General features: G+C 64.9%; 13 protein-coding genes. 3 read left to right on the top strand and 10 right to left on the bottom strand.

Features of this window, described 5'->3' with window-relative positions:
* Positions 1–64 precede the first annotated feature (64 nt).
* Positions 65–1,726, top strand: a complete 1,662-nt coding sequence (locus tag H4P35_RS07425) for a Na/Pi cotransporter family protein (RefSeq protein ID WP_180099153.1) — start codon at positions 65–67, stop codon at positions 1,724–1,726.
* Between the two features lie 144 nt (positions 1,727–1,870).
* Here the strand turns inward: H4P35_RS07425 and H4P35_RS07420 are convergent, their stop codons facing one another.
* From H4P35_RS07420 to polA, 3 genes are all read right to left on the bottom strand, one after another.
* Positions 1,871–2,659: a dienelactone hydrolase family protein gene (locus H4P35_RS07420; protein ID WP_152383807.1), complete on the bottom strand. Its 789-nt coding sequence runs from the start codon at positions 2,657–2,659 to the stop codon at positions 1,871–1,873.
* A gap of 56 nt (positions 2,660–2,715) precedes the next feature.
* Positions 2,716–3,555 (bottom strand): ZIP family metal transporter, encoded by an 840-nt coding sequence (locus H4P35_RS07415; RefSeq protein WP_062838647.1) that lies wholly within the window; start codon positions 3,553–3,555, stop codon positions 2,716–2,718.
* A gap of 99 nt (positions 3,556–3,654) precedes the next feature.
* Positions 3,655–6,372: a DNA polymerase I gene (polA, locus tag H4P35_RS07410; protein ID WP_226848546.1), complete on the bottom strand. Its 2,718-nt coding sequence runs from the start codon at positions 6,370–6,372 to the stop codon at positions 3,655–3,657.
* Between the two features lie 52 nt (positions 6,373–6,424).
* Between polA and H4P35_RS07405 the strand changes: the two genes are divergently transcribed.
* Positions 6,425–7,051 carry a TIGR00730 family Rossman fold protein gene (locus tag H4P35_RS07405; protein ID WP_217617790.1) on the top strand — a complete coding sequence of 209 codons (627 nt, stop codon included), beginning with the start codon at positions 6,425–6,427 and terminating at the stop codon, positions 7,049–7,051.
* 64 nt (positions 7,052–7,115) lie between these two features.
* On the opposite strand, the gene H4P35_RS07400 is transcribed toward H4P35_RS07405, so the two are convergent.
* Positions 7,116–7,979 carry a LysR family transcriptional regulator gene (locus H4P35_RS07400; protein ID WP_226848545.1) on the bottom strand — a complete coding sequence of 288 codons (864 nt, stop codon included), beginning with the start codon at positions 7,977–7,979 and terminating at the stop codon, positions 7,116–7,118.
* Between the two features lie 107 nt (positions 7,980–8,086).
* Between H4P35_RS07400 and H4P35_RS07395 the strand changes: the two genes are divergently transcribed.
* Positions 8,087–8,485 carry a 4-oxalocrotonate tautomerase gene (locus H4P35_RS07395; protein WP_142050023.1) on the top strand — a complete coding sequence of 133 codons (399 nt, stop codon included), beginning with the start codon at positions 8,087–8,089 and terminating at the stop codon, positions 8,483–8,485.
* 120 nt (positions 8,486–8,605) lie between these two features.
* On the opposite strand, the gene typA is transcribed toward H4P35_RS07395, so the two are convergent.
* From typA to rimP, 6 genes are all read right to left on the bottom strand, one after another.
* Positions 8,606–10,429 carry a translational GTPase TypA gene (typA, locus tag H4P35_RS07390; RefSeq protein WP_056322397.1) on the bottom strand — a complete coding sequence of 608 codons (1,824 nt, stop codon included), beginning with the start codon at positions 10,427–10,429 and terminating at the stop codon, positions 8,606–8,608.
* The gene (gene truB, locus H4P35_RS07385; protein ID WP_128827766.1) at positions 10,426–11,178 is read right to left on the bottom strand and encodes a tRNA pseudouridine(55) synthase TruB; all 753 of its coding nucleotides are present in this window, start codon (positions 11,176–11,178) and stop codon (positions 10,426–10,428) included. The genes typA and truB overlap by 4 nt, the downstream gene beginning before the upstream one ends.
* 43 nt (positions 11,179–11,221) lie before the next feature.
* On the bottom strand, positions 11,222–11,623 hold the full coding sequence (rbfA, locus tag H4P35_RS07380; RefSeq protein WP_056322392.1) for a 30S ribosome-binding factor RbfA: 402 nt from the start codon (positions 11,621–11,623) through the stop codon (positions 11,222–11,224).
* A 21-nt stretch (positions 11,624–11,644) separates the two neighbouring features.
* Positions 11,645–14,713 (bottom strand): translation initiation factor IF-2, encoded by a 3,069-nt coding sequence (gene infB, locus H4P35_RS07375; RefSeq protein WP_226848544.1) that lies wholly within the window; start codon positions 14,711–14,713, stop codon positions 11,645–11,647.
* Positions 14,714–14,810: 97 nt separating this feature from the next.
* Positions 14,811–16,289: a transcription termination factor NusA gene (gene nusA / locus H4P35_RS07370; protein ID WP_056322387.1), complete on the bottom strand. Its 1,479-nt coding sequence runs from the start codon at positions 16,287–16,289 to the stop codon at positions 14,811–14,813.
* Entirely contained in the window at positions 16,286–16,789 is a 504-nt protein-coding gene (gene rimP / locus H4P35_RS07365; protein ID WP_056322384.1) for a ribosome maturation factor RimP, read from the bottom strand. The genes nusA and rimP overlap by 4 nt, the downstream gene beginning before the upstream one ends.
* Positions 16,790–17,054 lie beyond the last annotated feature (265 nt).

Genomic DNA, 17,054 nt, shown 5'->3' with positions numbered 1-17,054 from the left:
CTGCCCCGGCATGCGATCATTACAGAATTATTACTTGTCATAAAAAGAACGGAAAAACGCCTGCATGTCTGGACTCATTACCCTGCTTGACTTCGCCGGCTACGTCGCGCTGCTGCTTTGGGGCGTGCATATGGTCCAAACCGGCGTGCAGCGCGCGTTCGGGGCGGCGCTGGGCGCGGCCTTGGGACGCGCCCTGGGCACGCGGCTGCGGGCCTTTTTTGCGGGCCTGGGCATCACGGCCGCGCTGCAAAGCAGCACCGCCACCGGCCTGATGATCACCGGCTTTGCCGCGGGCGGCGTGGTCGGCCTGGTGCCGGCGCTGGCGGCGATGCTGGGCGCCAACGTAGGCACCACGCTGATCGTCCAGCTGCTGTCTTTCGACCTGACCGAGCTCGCCCCGATCCTGATCCTGGCCGGCGTCTGGATGTTCCGGCGCTATCCGCCCGGCCGCACCCGCGACCTGGGCCGGGTCTTCATCGGCCTGGGCCTGCTCCTGCTGTCGCTGCACCAGCTCGTCGAACTCTTCGCGCCGTTTCAGACCGCGCCCATGTTGGGGATGATCCTTGCCGCCCTGTCGACCCAGCCGGTCGCCGCGGTCTTGCTGTCCGCCGCATTCACGTGGGCCGCGCACTCCAGCGTGGCCGTCGTGGTGCTGGTGATGTCGCTGGCCAGCCACAACATGGTCGCGCCGCACGTGGCGTTCGCGCTGGTGCTGGGCGCCAACCTGGGCACGGCGATCAACCCGATGATCGAAGGCGTGACGGGCGACGACCCCGCCGCCCGCCGCCTGCCGCTGGGCAATCTGCTGACGCGGGTGCTGGGCGTGCTGGCCGGGCTGCTGCTGCTGCCTTTCCTGGAGCCCTGGATGAGCGATCTGGCGAGCGACCCCGCCCGCGCGGTCGCCAACTTCCACACCCTGTTCAATGCCGTCATCGCCCTGGTCTTCCTGCCGATCCTGACGCCGTACGCCGCGCTGCTGACCCGCTGGCTGCCCAAGCGCGCCGACCCGAACGACCCGTCCCGCCCCCAATACCTGGACGAGTGGGCGCATGACGTGCCCGCCGTGGCGCTGGGCAATGCCGCGCGCGAGGCGCTGCGCATGGCCGACATGCTGCAGACGCTACTGCTCTACGCGCGGGCCGGCTTCAAGCGCGACAACCGCCACCGCATGGTGCAGGCGCGCCAGCTGGACGGCGCGCTGGACAAGCTGGAGAACGCCATCACCACCTACCTGGCGACGCTGGACCAGGAAAACATGACGCGCGAGGACCTGCAGCGGCTGGACGACATTCTGGCGTTCACCAGCAACATCGGCCACGCGGGCGATATCGCGCATCACGGCTTGCTGAGCCACGTGGCCAAGCTGCGCAAGCAGGGCTGGACGTTCTCGCCCGAGCAACGCGCCAGCCTGGACGACACCCTGGGCCAGCTCATCGCCAACCAACGCACGGCCGCCGCGCTCTTCGTGAACGACGACCTGCGCCAGGCGCGCTCGCTGGCTGGCGAAAAGGCGCGCTTTCGCACGATCGAAACCCAGGCGGCCGACACTCACCTGCAGAAGATCAAGTCCGGTCAGGTCGACGCCGCGGAAGTGGGCGCGCTGTACCTGGACATCCTGCGGGACATGAAGGGCATCAACTCGCACCTGGTGGGCGCGGCGGCGTACCCCTTGCTGGCCCGCCACGGCGAGCTCCTGCCCAGCCGCCTGCGCGAGGCGGGCAATTGAATGGTGAATAGGTAAGCCCCCACAGCGCCACGTGTCTGACACCGCCCCAAGCACGCTGACGCACGAAAAAGCCGACCCACGCGTCGGCTTTCGTTTGCTCCGGGCACATCCGGTGGGCCAACCTGGTGGCTCACCCTCCCCGCCTTACAGATACCGCTTGAACCACTCTAGCATCCGCTTCCAGCCATCCTTCGCGGCCTCGGGGTGGTAGCTGGCCCGGTAGTCTGCCAGGAACGCGTGATCGGCTTCGGGGTAGACCACGATCTCGGACTGCTTGGCGGCGGCGTTGCCGGCGGCCAGTTTCGTCTTCATGGTTTCCACGTCCGACAGCGGAATGCTGGCGTCGCGGCCGCCGTAAAGGCCCAGGACGGGGCCGTGCAGCTCGTGGGTCACGTCCAGCGCGACGCGCTTGATGAGCGGACCGTGGCCCACGCTGAGCTTGCCGTACCACGCCACGCCCGCCTTCACGTCCGGATTGTGCGCCGCGTACATCCAGGTCAGGCGGCCGCCCCAGCAAAAACCCGTCACCGCCACGCGGCGCGCGTCGCCGCCATTGGCGGCGGCCCACGCCACGCTGGCGTCCAGATCGGCGTACACCTGTTCGTCAGGCACCTTGCTGACGATTTCCGAAATGAGCTTCGGGATGTCGGTGTAGACCGACGCGTCGCCCTGGCGTTGATAGAGGTTGGCGGCGACGGCCAGGTAACCGGCCTTGGCCACCCGGCGGCAGATGTCCTTGATGTGTTCGTGCACGCCGAAGATTTCCTGGATCACCAGCACGACCGGCAGGTCACGCTGGCCTTCGGGCGCGGCGTAATACGCGTCGATCGAACCATCCGTCACGGGAAGCTTGAAATCCCCGTGGACCAGGCCCTGCGTGTCCGTGTGGATCACGGTGGGGGCGACATTGCCGGCGGCGGTGGAAAAACTCATGGAGAACTCCTTGGTTGGGTCGACGAAAGCCGGCCATCCCCGCCGCGCCACCTGCGCTAGTGCCGGTGGCCGTGCTCCGCCTGGGACACGCCTTGATCCGCGTGTGCGTCATGGTCGTGCCCGTGGTGCATCAGCGTCGTGACGCTGTAGATCAGCGCCACGCCCACACCGACCAGCAGCAATTGCGGGACGGCATCGGACAGGGATACCCGCTCGTGCATCTGCGGCATCAGGTCGGCCACCGAGATGTACAGAAAGCTGCTGGCGGCAATCACCAGGATGTACGGCGTCCACTCCTGCGCCTGCTGCAGCACGAAGTACCCTATTATGCCGCCGACCGCTGAACACAAGCTGGTGAACAGGATCAGCGCAAAGGCGCGGCGGCGGCGCAGACCGGCGTTGAGCAGCACCACGAAGTCGCCTAGCTTGTGCGGCACTTCGTGGATGATGATCGATGCGGCCGTCAGCACGCCCAGCAGCGGATCGGTCAGGAACGCCGCGGCGATCAGCACGCCGTCACACAGGTTGTGCAGCGAACTGCCGATCAGGATCAGCATCCCGCCGCGCCCCGCCTCGTGGCGGTCGTGGCCCTTGTGATGGTGGTGGCCGTCGCCCTCGTGGTGATGGCTGTGGCGCAGCAGCGCAATCTTCTCCAGCACGAAAAAGCCGATCAGCGACGCCAGCATCAGTCCGAAGAGCACGTGGGCGTTGCCGACCCCGGTCTCGAATGCCTCGGGCAGCAGATGCAGGAGCGCCACGGACAGCAGCACACCCACCGACAGGCTCACCATGTGATGCAGGTATTTGGCAAAGACCTTGTACGCGAGCCAGCTCGCGATAAGGACGGCAATCAGGCCGCCAGTGATGGTGGCGAGCAGAACCCAGAGCAGCAACATGAGGGGGGAGAATTAAGGCGGGGGGAAGCGCAACATTATATTGTTTCAAACCAAAAATCGGAAATGGGCCGTCCGAAGACGGCCCAGCCCCATCAAAGCCTAGTGCGCCTGCTCCCAGTTCTTGCCGACGCCCACTTCCGCCACCAGCGGCACGCGCAGCGTCGCCACGTTGCACATCAGGCGCGGCAGCGCTTCCTTGACCACTTGCAGCTCGTCGTCGGGCGCTTCCAGCACCAGTTCATCGTGCACCTGCATGATCATGCGCGTCTTCAGGTTTTCGGCGTCCAGCCAGTCCTGCACCGCCACCATCGCCATCTTGATGAGATCGGCCGCCGTGCCTTGCATGGGCGCGTTGATCGCCGCGCGCTCGGCGCCCTGGCGGCGCGGACCCGACGCCCCCCGGATTTCCGGCAACTGCAGCCGGCGTCCGAAGACGGTTTCCACGTAGCCCTGCTCGCGCGCCAGGCGCCGCGTGTTTTCCATGTACATCGCCACGCCCGGATAGCGCGCAAAGTAGCGGTCGATGTAGGCCTGCGCGGCGTCGCGCGTGATGCCCAGGTTGGATGCCAGGCCGAACACGCCCATGCCGTAGATGAGACCGAAGTTGATGGCCTTGGCGGCACGGCGCTGATCGGTCGTCACGCCTTCCAGCGGCACGCCAAACACTTCGGAGGCGGTGGCGCGGTGGATGTCCTCGCCCGCCGCGAAGGCGCTTTGCAGGTTGGCATCGTCCGAGACGTGCGCCATGATGCGCAGCTCGATCTGCGAATAGTCCGCGGACAGCAGCATGCCCTGCTCAGCGATGAACGCCTCGCGAACGCGCCGGCCGGCCTCGGTGCGCACGGGAATGTTCTGCAGGTTGGGATCGGATGACGCAAGGCGCCCGGTGATGACGGCGGCCTGGGAATAATGCGTATGCACCCTGCCCGTCGCCGGATTGATCATGCGCGGCAGCTTGTCGGTGTACGTCGACTTCAGCTTGGACAGCCCGCGGTACTCCAGCAGCACCTGCGGCAGCGGGTAGTCCAGCGCCAGCTTGCTCAGCACTTCCTCGTCCGTGGACGGCGCGCCGCTCGCGGTCTTGCGCACCACCGGAAGCTGCATGCGGCCGAACAGGATCTCGCCCAGCTGCTTGGGAGAATTCAGGTTGAACGGCTGGCCCGCCAGTTCGTAGGCCTTCTGCTCGAGCTGCAGCATCTCTTGCCCCAGCTTGTTGCTCTGGCGGCCCAGTTCCGCAGCATCGACCTTCACGCCGTTGCGCTCGATGGTGGTCAGCACCGCCGACACCTGCATTTCCAGGCGATAGATGCGCTCCAGCCCCGCGTCGGCGGCGACCATCGGGCGCAGCACCTGATGCAGTTGCAGCGTGAAGTCGGCGTCCTCGGCCGCGTAATGCCCGGCCTTGTCGACCGCCACCTCGTCAAAACCGATCTGCTTGGCGCCCTTGCCGCACAGATCCTCGTACGACACGCCGCTGCGGCCCAAAAAGCGCTGCGCCAGGTCGTTCAAGCCCACGCCGCGATGCGACTCCAGCACGTAGGCCTGAAGCATGGTGTCTTCGGCGGCGCCCGCCAGGCGGATGCCTTCGTTGGCGAACACGTGCGTGTCGTACTTGGCGTGGTGCAGCAGCTTTGCGCGCGCCGGGTCTTGCAGCCACGGCTTGAGCCGTGCCAGCACCTCGTCCTTGGGCAACTGGACCGCGCCATCCGGCCCCCGATGCGCGACGGGGATGTAGCAGGCCACGCCAGGCGCCACCGACATCGACAAGCCCACCAGCCGGGCCTGCATTTCGTCCAGCGACGTCGTCTCGGTATCCAGCGCAACCAGCGCAGTCTGCTGCACCAGTTCCATCCAGGCGTCGAACGCCGCCCAGTCGGAAATGATGCGGTAGTCGGTGGTCTCCGGCGCGGCCGGCGCCTCGTGCGCGATGCGGGCGTCGCCCGCGGGTACCCGTTCGGCGTCACCGGTCAGGTCGCGCAGCCAGGTGCGGAACCCGTAGCGTTCGTACAGTTCGGTCAGCGTCGCGTCGTCGCGCGCACGCGGCGTCAGGTCATCGACGCCGTCGACGTGCCCGGTCAGATCGCAATCGCACTTGACCGTCAGAAGCTGGCGCGTCAGCGGGAAATTGGGAATGGCCTCGCGCAGGTTGTTGCCGGCCACCCCCTTGATGCCCTCGGCGCCTTCGACCAGTTTGTCGATGGAGCCAAATTCCGTAATCCATTTGGCGGCCGTCTTGGGGCCCACTTTGGTGACGCCCGGCACATTGTCGACCGAGTCACCCACCAGCATCAGGTAATCCACGATACGGTCGGGCGGCACGCCGAATTTGTTCACGACGCCGGCCTCGTCCAGGACCTCTCCGCTCATCGTGTTGACCAGGGTGACGTGGCTGTTCACCAGCTGCGCCAGGTCCTTGTCGCCCGTAGAGACGATGGTGTGCACGTCGTGCTGCGCGGCACGATGTGCCAACGTGCCAATGACGTCGTCGGCCTCGACACCCTCGATGGCCAGCACCGGCCAGCCCAGCGCGCGCACCGCGCGATGGATGGGATCGATTTGTGCTGCAAGGTCTTCGGGCATGGGCGGACGGTGCGACTTGTACTCCGGATACAGGTCGTCCCGGAAAGTCTTGCCGCGAGCATCGAAAATACATGCGGCATACTCTGCCTTATAGTCCGATACAAGCTTGCGCAGCATATTGACCACGCCGTAAATCGCACCCGTAGGTTCGCCTTGCGCGTTGCGCAAATCAGGCATAGCGTGGAAAGCGCGGTACAAGTAACTTGAACCGTCGACCAGTAATAAGGTTTTTTTCATGGTTACAAAGGCAGATATGGATACACCCGCCGGCAAACAAATTCCGCTGATTATGTCAGAGATAAGGACGGCGGCAGACAAGCTCGCACACATCGGGCCCGCAGTCAGCATTTTTGGTAGCGCACGAGTCAGCCGTAATTCCCCGTACTATGAAACCACCATCGCGATTTCCGCGGCCCTGGCCGAAGCAGGCTTTGCCGTCATCGCGGGTGGCGGCCCCGGCATCATGGAAGCCGCCAACAAAGGCGCATTCGAATCAGGAGGCACGAGCGTCGGCTTGAACATCAGCCTGCCGCACGAAGCGCACAACAACGAATACCAGACCATCAGCCTGTCCTTCGAGTACTTCTTCCCTCGCAAGGCGGCATTCTTCATGCACAGCTTCGCCTACGTGGCGATGCCGGGCGGCTTTGGCACCCTGGACGAACTCTTCGAAGCGTTGACGCTCATCCAGACCGGCAAGGTCCCCCCGGCCCCCATCGTCCTGGTCGGCAGCGAGTACTGGTCGGGCCTTGCCGAATGGATTGGCGATCAGGTGCTCGGCAACGGCATGATCGGCGCGCATGACCTGGATCTTTTCATCATCGAAGACGATCCCGTGAAGGTTGTGCGCAAGGTAGTCGAGTTCCACGAACGCGTGATGTCCGACGAGCAGTACGCCCCGTCCCTTCCCGCCTGATCCCGCACGCCCGTCCGGGGCCGCATGCCCCGCGGGCGCGGCTGGCCATCGTCAAGGCGGTGACTTAGGTCATGGCCTTGACGATGGCCTCGCGCGCCAGCCCCACGAACTCGCTTTCGCCGGGGCGGGCCGCTAGCAGCCGGAATTCCACCGACGGCAACGCCGGCAGGCCAGGCGCTTGCAGCCTAGCCATGCCGGCGCCAAGCGCCGATTCGTTCAGGCACGCCACGCCCAGTCCCGCCGCGACCGCCAGCTGCAATCCCGCCACGCCGGACGCCTCGTGCGACACGACATAAGGAAGACTGCGGCGTGACAACAGCCGCTCAACGTATTGGCGCAAGGCGCACGTCTCCGGCAGGGCCAGCAAGGGCAACGGTTCGGCCAGCGGCGGCGTCGCGCCCTCGGCTGCCATCCACAGCAGCGGTTCGCGCCGCAGTAGCGCGCCATCGGCCCGGCCGCGCGCCGCGCCCCGCTCCTGGATGACCATGGAGATGCCGACATCGATCTCGCCGCGCTCGTAAGCGGCCTCAATCGCCCCGCTCTTCATGATGGTGACGTGCAGCCGCACCTGCGGGTATTGCTCGTTCAGCCGCCGTAGCAGGCGGGCGACGTCGCCGGGGCGGAAGTAATCCGTGATGCACAGCCGCAGTTCGCCGCGTAGCGCCACGCCGCGCAGGTCGCGGTAGGCCTCGTCGCTCAGGGCCAGGATAGTGCGCGCATGCGCCAGCAGGCGCTGGCCGGCGGGCGTTGCGCGCACGCCCGCCTTGCCGCGCACCAGCAGCGGCTGCCCCGCCTTGTCCTCCAGCTTGCGCATCTGTTCACTGACCGAAGACTGCGACAGGAACACCTTGGGCGCGGCTGCCGTCAGGCTGCCCGCGTCCAGCACGGCAACCAGGGTGCGCAGCTGGTCCAGGTCAAATCCGCTCATGGCTTATCCAACGGCAAATACGATGGATGAAATCGTAAATTCCCGCTTTTCCGATGTCAATGCGCTTTCTACACTGGCGACGTACCTACCCCACCCGGAGAGCCGTCATGCCCCACATCGTCATCCATCGTTCCGGCACGCCCGATGCCGCCATCGACCATCGCATCGTCGAGTCCGTCGCCGGGCTGACCCAATCCGTACTCGGAAAAAAGCTGCCCGTCATCGCCATCACGCTGCAACACATTGCGCACGACCTCTGGTTCATCGGCGGGCGTCCCTTGTCGGAACTGGGCAAGAACGCATTCCATCTGGATATCAGCGTGACGGACGAGACCAACACCAAGGCGGAGAAAGCGCGCTTCATCAAGGAGATCTACGCGGCTTTCGCGGACATCCTGGGCGAGCTGCACGAATGCTCCTATGTGCACGTCATCGACGCGCGCGCGGCCGCCTACGGCTATGGCGGACGCACGCAGGAATACCGGCACCAGCACAGCGCCTCGTAAGCGGGCGGCGCCACGTCCTGCGATGCCTGGCACCCGCCCAACATGCAAAAAGCCGCGCACCCAAAGGTGCGCGGCTTTTCATTGGCCGGGCTTGTTGGCGGCAGGCTGCCGCCTGCAAGCTTAGACCGCCGATTCGCGCGCGGCGCGCTTGCGCTCGTTTTCGAGCAGGTAGCGCTTGCGCAGACGGATCGACTTCGGGGTGATTTCGACCAGTTCGTCATCGTCGATGAATTCCACGGCGTATTCCAGCGACATCTGGATCGGCGGAACCAGGCGCACGGCTTCGTCGGTGCCCGAGGCGCGCACGTTGGTCAGCTGCTTGCCCTTGATCGGGTTCACGACCAGGTCGTTGTCGCGGCTGTGGATGCCGATGATCATGCCTTCGTACAGCGCATCGCCCGGGTTGACGAACATGCGGCCGCGATCCTGCAGCTTCCACAGTGCGTAGGCCACGGCGTCGCCGTTGTCCTGGCTGATCAGCACGCCATTGCGGCGCTCGCCGATGGAGCCTTCCTTGATGGGCGCGTATTCGTGGAAGATGTGGCTCATGAGGCCCGTGCCGCGCGTCAGCGTCAGGAACTCGTTCTGGAAGCCGATCAGGCCGCGGGCCGGGATCAGGTATTCCAGGCGCGTACGGCCACGGCCGTCCGGCTGCATGTCCTGCAGGTCGCCCTTGCGGCGGCCCAGTTCTTCCATGACGCCGCCCTGGTGGGCGTCTTCGACGTCAACGGTCAGCGATTCGAACGGCTCGCACTTCACGCCGTCGATTTCCTTGAACACCACGCGCGGACGCGACACGGCCAGCTCGTAGCCTTCGCGACGCATCGTTTCCAGCAGAATGGTCAGGTGCAGTTCGCCACGGCCCGACACTTCAAACACGGTGTCGTCGCCCGTGTCGCGCACACGCAGCGCCACGTTGGACTTCAGCTCGCGGTCCAGGCGGTCGCGCACTTGGCGGCTGGTCACGAACTTGCCTTCGCGGCCCGCCAGCGGCGACGTGTTCACCATGAAGTTCATGGTCAGCGTCGGCTCGTCGATGCGCAGCATCGGCAGCGGCTCCTGGTTGGCCGGATCCATCACGGTGCAACCGATGCCCAGGTCTTCAATGCCGTTGATCAGCACGATGTCGCCGGCTTCGGCTTCGTCCACCACGATGCGCTCCAGGCCATGGAACTTCAGCACCTGGTTGATGCGGCCGCGGCCACCCTGGCCGTCGGGACCGAACTTGTAGGCCACTTCCATGCCGGGGCGCATACGGCCACGGTTGATGCGGCCCACACCGATCTTGCCGACGTAGCTGTTGTAGTCCAGCGAGATGATCTGCATCTGCAGCGGACCGTTGGGATCGTCCTCGCGCTGCGGCACGTGCTGCAGGATGGCTTCAAACAGCGGACGCATGTCGCCTTCGCGCACATCCGGCGTGAGACCGGCGTAGCCGGACAGGCCCGACGCATACACGACCGGGAAGTCCAGCTGTTCGTCGGTGGCGCCGAGCTTGTCGAACAGATCGAACGTGGCGTTGATGACGAAATCCGTACGGGCGCCCGGACGGTCAACCTTGTTGACCACGACGATCGGCTTCAAGCCCAGGGCCAGCGCCTTGCGGGTCACGAAAATGGTCTGGGGCATCGGGCCTTCGACCGCGTCCACCAGCAGCAGCACGCCGTCGACCATGGACAGCACGCGCTCGACTTCACCGCCGAAGTCCGCGTGTCCCGGGGTGTCGACGATGTTGATGTGGGTACCTTCGTATTCCACGGCACAGTTCTTGGCCAGAATCGTGATGCCGCGTTCCTTTTCCAGGTCGTTCGAGTCCATGACCCGTTCGGTCAGCGCCTGGTTTTCGCGGAAGGTGCCGGATTGGCGCAGCAGCTGGTCGACCAGGGTGGTTTTACCGTGGTCCACGTGGGCGATGATGGCGACGTTGCGCAAGGCGCGAGTCATAGCGAGTCCTTTAAGGTCAGGGTGGAGGGCAGCAAGCCCTCCGGCAATTCGTTCAGTGCAAGCAATGCCTGCTTCGGGTCTGGCATGGCCTGCAAGGCTTCCAGTTCAACGGCGCGTTCCAGAGAGAAGGGCCCGACGTGCGTGCGCCGCAGCGCCGTCAGGTGGGCGAAACAGCCCAGCACGCGCCCGATGTCCTGGGCCAGTGTTCGGATGTATGTGCCTTTACTGCAAGCCACATCGATCTCTGCCTGCGTCCCGGTGAGGGACAACAGCTCGATGCGGTATATCGTGATCTGGCGCGGCGGCCGCTCCAGTTCGATGCCCGCGCGGGCGTACTCGTACAGCGGCTTGCCGTCGCGCTTGAGCGCGGAGTACATCGGCGGAATCTGCTCGATGGTGCCCGAGAAACGTGACAGCGCGTCGCGCAGGGCCTGTTCCTCGACGGTAAAACCGGGTTCGGCGGTCGCCGTGACGTTGCCCGTCAGGTCGCCGGAATCGGTTTCCGATCCAAATTGCAGCGTAGCGCGATATGCCTTGTCGGCGTCAAGCATCGCGCCGGAAATTTTGGTGGCGCGACCCATGCAGCACACCAGCAAGCCGGTGGCAAAGGGGTCCAGCGTGCCGGTATGGCCGGCCTTGGCCGCATCCATGGCGCGTTTGGCGCGCTGCAAGGCGTGATTGCTCGACAAACCCACGGGTTTATCAAGCAACAGCACACCGTCGAGCGCAAGCCCGCGTCGTTTAGCCATCGTCGGAATCCGGAAAAAAAATGAAGCAGTGACGACAGCCCGATCAGGACTGGTCTTCTGGCTCGTCGGGTACGCCCGAGTGCGGGCCGGGGCGGTTTGCGCGGTCGATGAGGATCGACATCTCGATGCCACGAGCGACTTGCTCGTCGTGGAAGAAGCGCAAAGTGGGGACGGTATGGATGTGCAAAAGCTTGTAGAGCTGCGAATGCAGCCAGCCGGCCTTCTCGTTCAGCAAGGTGGCGGCGGCTTCGGGCTCGGCGCCCAAAACCGTGAACCACACCTTGGCATGCGCGTAGTCGGTCGACAGTTCCACACCCGAAATCGTGATCAATCCAGCGCGTTTGGTGTCGATCTCGCGCTGGATGATCCCGGCCAGATCCTTCTGGATCTGGTCGGCCAGCCGCAGATTGCGGCCGGGAATGGCTTTGGACTTGTGACGGCTCATTAACAATGCCTGGCGCCTGCTTTACAGCGTGCGCGCAATTTCCTTGATTTCAAAGACTTCCAGCTGGTCGCCCACCTGGATGTCGTTGTTGCCGCGCAGCGTCAGGCCGCAATCGAAGCCCGACTTGACTTCCTTGACGTCGTCCTTGAAGCGGCGCAGCGATTCGAGGTGCCCCGTCCAGTGAACCACGTTGTTGCGCAGCAGGCGGACCTGGGAATCGCGGCGCACGATGCCATCGAGCACCATACAACCGGCGATGTTGCCGAGGCGGGAGATGCTGTACACCTCGCGGATCTCGACCAGGCCGATGATTTCTTCCTTCTTCTCGGGCGCCAGCATGCCCGACATGGCGGCCTTAACTTCATCCACGGCGTCGTAAATGATGTTGTAGTAGCGCACGTCGATGCCGTTGTTCTCGGCAAGCTTCTTGGCGCTGGCGTCGGCGCGCACGTTGAAGCCGATGACGACGGCGTGCGAGGCGATGGCCAGGTTGATGTCGGTTTCCGAGATGCCGCCCACGGCGGCGTGCACGACCTGAACGCGCACTTCGTCGGTGGACAGCTTGACCAGCGATTGCACCAGCGCTTCCTGCGAACCCTGCACGTCGGTCTTGACGATAAGGGTGAGGGTCTGGGTGCCTTCGCCGAGGTTGTCGAACATCGATTCCAGCTTGGCGGCCTGTTGGCGGGCCAGCTTGACGTCGCGGAACTTGCCCTGGCGGAACAGCGCGATTTCGCGCGCCTTGCGCTCGTCGGACAGCGCCATCAGCTCGTCGCCGGCGGCCGGCACTTCGGTCAGGCCCTGGATCTCGACGGGGATCGACGGTCCGGCCGACTGGATCGGCTTGCCGTTTTCGTCGAGCATGGCGCGCACGCGGCCAAAGCTTGCACCGGCCAGCACCACGTCGCCGCGCTTGAGCGTGCCGCTCTGCACCAGGATCGTCGCGACCGGGCCGCGGCCCTTGTCCAGACGGGCTTCGATGACCAGGCCCTTGGCGGGCGCGTCTTCCGGCGCCTTCAGTTCCAGCACTTCGGCTTGCAGCAGCACGTTTTCGAGCAGATCGTCGATGCCTTGGCCAGTCTTGGCGGACACGCCCACGAACGGCACGTCGCCGCCGTATTCTTCCGGCACGACCTCTTCGGCAACCAGTTCCTGCTTGACGCGGTCCGGGTTGGCGGCGGGCTTGTCGATCTTGGTCACGGCCACGACGATGGGCACGCCAGCAGCCTTGGCATGGTGGATGGCTTCACGCGTCTGCGGCATCACGCCGTCGTCGGCGGCAACCACCAGAATCACGATGTCGGTCGCCTTGGCGCCGCGGGCACGCATGGCGGTGAACGCCTCGTGGCCCGGGGTGTCCAGGAAGGTGACCATGCCGCGCTCGGTGCGCACGTGATAGGCGCCTATATGCTGCGTAATGCCGCCGGCTTCGCCCGCGGCAACCTTGGCGCGGCGGATGTAGTCCAGCAGCGAGGTCTTGCCGTGGTCGACGTGGCCCATGACGGTCACGACCGGCGCGCGCGGCAGCTGTTCGGCTTCGGATTGGGTGGCGGATTCGTCCAGGAAGGCTTCCGGATCGTCCAGCTTGGCGGCGATCGCGACGTGGCCAAGTTCTTCGACCACGATCATGGCCGTTTCCTGGTCCAGGACCTGGTTGATGGTGACCATCTGGCCGAGCTTCATCAATTGCTTGATGACTTCGGCGGCCTTGACGGACATCTTGTGGGCCAGGTCGGCGACGCTGATGGTTTCCGGCACGTGGACTTCACGTGCGATGAATTCCTGCGGCGCCGGCTCGTTGCGGCGGTCGTTCTGCTGGTTGCGGCCACCACGGCCGCCCGACTTGCCACCGCCCTTGCCGCCTGCACGCCAGCCATCGCGGCTGGCCGGGGCTGCCGGCTTGTCGGCGGGCTTCTTGCGCGACGAATCGTCCGACCAGGTCGACGACACTTCGGCGGTCTTGATGGTCTTCTTGGCGCCAGGGGCGGCCGGCTTGGCGTCCTTCTTGGCCGCAGGCGCGGCGCCGGGCTTGCCGGCGGGCTTGTGCAGCGTGCCGGAGATCGGCGCGGCAGCGGGCGCTTCCGGTTCCGGCGCGCGCAGCACCTTGCGGGGACGGTTCAGCATTTCGCGCAGCGCGGCGGCCTCGGCCTCGGCGGCGCGGCGGGCTTCGTCGCGGCCAGCGGTCGTGGCGGAAGCGGCCAGCGGCGGCGCGGCGCGACGATTGTCGGCGCGCGAGGCCACCTTGGGCGCAGCGGCGGGCGCGGCGGCCTCGGGCTTGGCGGCGGGCTTCACGGATTCGGATTTCGCGGCAGGCTGCGCCTGGGCGACAGGCGCGGCGGCCTGGGAGGAAGATGTTTCGGACTTATTGGCTAGCACAGCAGGTTCCGGCTTGGCTTCTTCAGCCTTGGGCTCGGTGGTTTCAGTCTTGATTTCGGGCTTGGCCTCTTCGGCCACGGGCTCGGCAGGAGCAGGCGCCGGCGTCGGTTCGGGTTCAGGCTGGGCCTGAACTTCGGGCGCTTTGGCCTCGACGGGGGCGGGCGCTTCGGCCGCGACGGATTCGGTTGCCGCAGGCGCTTCGGCCGGGGCGGCGGCTTCGACAGCGGCGGGCTCCTGCTGCGGCGCTTCGGCCTGGGCGGGAGCTTCGGCCTCTACAGGCGCCATTTCGCGAGGTTCGGCGGCGGCGGGCGCCTCGGGCACTGCGGGCGCAACCGGAGCGGAAACCTGCGGAGCGGCTTGCTCGGCAGCTTCCTCTTCGGGACGGGCCGAGGCAGCCTGCTCCAGGGCGAGTTCGGACGGGTCGCGCTTGACGAAGACGCGCTTCTTGCGCACTTCGACCTGGATCGTGCGCGAACGGCCCGTGGCGTCGGCTTGCCGGATCTCGGAAGTCTGGCGGCGCGTCAGCGTGATCTTCTTGCCTTCGGTTGCGCCGTGTGCGCGACGCAGCGATTCGAGCAATTTCGCCTTGTCGCTGTCGGTGACGGAATCGTCAACCGATTTGAGGTCAACGCCAGCCGAACGCAGCTGATCCAGCAGCACGTTGGCAGGCATTTTCAGCTCGGTAGCGAACTGGGCGACGGTATTACTCGACATTAGGCTCTCTCTTCCCTATAGGCAGCTATTACAAACAACGTGAACTTGCGGTGGACGAAGCGGCAGCATCCTCCACCGCAGACCCGTGTCCTTATGGTTATTCTTCGTCGAACCAATGGGCACGGGCACGCATGATGAGATCGCTGGCTTCCTGTTCGGTCAGACCGGCGATTTCCGCCAGTTCGTCCGTTGCCAATTCGGCCAGATCATCACGCGTATGCACTTGACGCTCGGCCAGCTTGGCGGCCAGTTCCGGCGTCATGCCTTCGAGTTCTAGCAGATCCTGTGCGGTCTCAAGGCGCTCTTCCTGGGCAATTGCCTCGGTCAGCAGCGCATTGCGGGCACGGGCGCGCAACTCATTGATGGTGTCTTCGTCAAACGCCTCGATTTCCAGCAGTTCCTGCATGGGCACGTAGGCGATTTCCTCGATACCAGTAAATCCTTCGTCGATCAGGATGTCAGCGACTTCCTCGTCGACGTCCAGCTTGCTCATGAACGTGGTGCGCAGACCCGAACGCTCGACTTCCTGGCGGTTCAGGCTTTCTTCCGGCGTCATGATGTTGATCTGCCAGCCGGTCAGTTCGGACGCCAGGCGCACGTTCTGGCCCTTGGCGCCGATGGCCTTCGGCAGGTTTTCCTCGTCCACCACGACGTCCATCGCATGCTTGTCTTCATCGACGACGATGGATTCGACGTTGGCCGGGGCCAGCGCGCCGATGACGAACTGCGCAGGGTCTTCCGACCACAGCACGATGTCGACCTGCTCGCCGCCGAGTTCGTTGCGCACGGCGGTCACACGCGAACCGCGCATGCCCACGCACGTCCCGATGGGATCGATACGCTTATCGTATGCCACGACGGCGATCTTCGCACGCACGCCGGCATCGCGGGCAGCGGCCTTGATCTCGAGCAGACCCTGCTCGATCTCGGGCACTTCGTTCTCGAACAGCTGGCGGATGAACTCGGGCGAGGTGCGCGACAGGATGACCTGCTGGCCACGCGCGGCGTGGTCCACACGCAACACGAAGGCGCGCACGCGATCGGCAACCCGAAGGTTTTCCTTGGGGATCATTTCGGAGCGCGGCAGGCGCGCTTCGATCTTGCCGGTTTCAACGATGGCGTCGCCCTTGTCCATGCGCTTGATCGTGCCGGAAACGATGGTTTCACCACGATCCAGGAAGTCGTTCAGCACCTGTTCGCGCTCGGCGTCGCGGATCTTTTGCAGGATCGCCTGCTTGGCGGCCTGGGCACCGATGCGGCCGAATTCGATGGGCTCCAGGGGCTCTTCGATGTACTCGCCTTCCTTGATGCCGGGGACGATTTCCTCCGCGTCCGACAGCATTTCCTGCTTGTCGGGTTCTTGCAGGCCGGCCTCATCGGGCACGACCAGCCAACGGCGGAAGCCTTCGTGGTCTCCCGTTTCCCTATCGATGGAAACACGAATGTCCGCATCATCCTTGAAGCGCTTTTTCATGGCCGAGGCCAGCGCACTTTCTAGAGCGCCGAACACGACGTCACGCGTGACGTTCTTTTCACGCGCCAAGGCATCGACCAACAGAAGAATTTCGCGACTCATCGCTTTTTGCCCTTGAAATCCAGAACGGGATCCAGTTTTGCACGCTCGATGTCTTCGACCGTGAAATTCAACACCTGGACTTCGTTCTTTTTTGCCTCAAATTCGAGACCGAACACGGTCTTGTGCATGCCAGCAGCCGCGTCGGAAGCAGCGGCGTCGTCTTCCGGCACGGTCAACGTGCCCGAGAAGACCTTGCGGCCGTCCAATGCTTCGCGCAGCTTGATTTCGATGCGCTCGCCTGCGAACCGGCGGAACTCGGCCTCGGTGCGCAGCGGGCGATCCACGCCCGGCGACCCGACCTCGAGGCGCTTATAGTCGATGTTCTCGACCTCATAGACCCGCGACAATTGGCGGGACACCTGCTCGCAGTCTTCGATGCGCACACCGCCGACCCGATCGATCGTGACGCGCAAAAGACCCAGGGCGGCACGTTCCACGTCGACGAGTTCGACGTCCATGCCGGCCAGAGCCTCTTCGGTCAATGCGAATAAATCAGCCATATACTCAAAAAAAATGGGCTGCACGCCCAGCCCACCGATATTGCACAGAGCCCAGCCGCTTCCCTACTGCACGTAAGGAGCAATGCTGGGCAGTGCCCTATATTGCGACCTAATTTTTGGCTTGCGCCGTCCTGACTGCCCGTCCCGGTCTGGCCGGGGTCGGGATCAATGCCGTGGCGCCTGTGCGCCGTCCGCAGATAGCGGCTCGCTCCAACGAGACCGCTGCAAGCAGCGCCCCTGGGCACGCCAACACGCCAGCACAAAG

The organism is Achromobacter sp. 77 (assembly GCF_020541125.1).
In the GTDB taxonomy this organism is placed as follows: Bacteria; Pseudomonadota; Gammaproteobacteria; order Burkholderiales; family Burkholderiaceae_B; genus Achromobacter; species Achromobacter mucicolens.
The sequence above is the reverse complement of the archived record's forward strand: the minus strand, read 5'-3'. Positions and strand labels throughout refer to the sequence as shown.

Bases quoted from the DNA above. Each gene is read 5' to 3' on its own strand.
- H4P35_RS07395 (WP_142050023.1), top strand. From the start codon at position 8,087: ATGCCCCACATCGTCATCCATCGTTCCGGCACGCCCGATGCCGCCATC.
- H4P35_RS07405 (WP_217617790.1), top strand. From the start codon at position 6,425: ATGTCAGAGATAAGGACGGCGGCAGACAAGCTCGCACACATCGGGCCC.
- H4P35_RS07425 (WP_180099153.1), top strand. From the start codon at position 65: ATGTCTGGACTCATTACCCTGCTTGACTTCGCCGGCTACGTCGCGCTG.
- nusA (WP_056322387.1), bottom strand. From the start codon at position 16,289: ATGAGTCGCGAAATTCTTCTGTTGGTCGATGCCTTGGCGCGTGAAAAG.
- H4P35_RS07420 (WP_152383807.1), bottom strand. From the start codon at position 2,659: ATGAGTTTTTCCACCGCCGCCGGCAATGTCGCCCCCACCGTGATCCAC.
- rimP (WP_056322384.1), bottom strand. From the start codon at position 16,789: ATGGCTGATTTATTCGCATTGACCGAAGAGGCTCTGGCCGGCATGGAC.
- H4P35_RS07400 (WP_226848545.1), bottom strand. From the start codon at position 7,979: ATGAGCGGATTTGACCTGGACCAGCTGCGCACCCTGGTTGCCGTGCTG.
- rbfA (WP_056322392.1), bottom strand. From the start codon at position 11,623: ATGAGCCGTCACAAGTCCAAAGCCATTCCCGGCCGCAATCTGCGGCTG.
- H4P35_RS07415 (WP_062838647.1), bottom strand. From the start codon at position 3,555: ATGTTGCTGCTCTGGGTTCTGCTCGCCACCATCACTGGCGGCCTGATT.
- typA (WP_056322397.1), bottom strand. From the start codon at position 10,429: ATGACTCGCGCCTTGCGCAACGTCGCCATCATCGCCCACGTGGACCAC.
- truB (WP_128827766.1), bottom strand. From the start codon at position 11,178: ATGGCTAAACGACGCGGGCTTGCGCTCGACGGTGTGCTGTTGCTTGAT.
- polA (WP_226848546.1), bottom strand. From the start codon at position 6,372: ATGAAAAAAACCTTATTACTGGTCGACGGTTCAAGTTACTTGTACCGC.
- infB (WP_226848544.1), bottom strand. From the start codon at position 14,713: ATGTCGAGTAATACCGTCGCCCAGTTCGCTACCGAGCTGAAAATGCCT.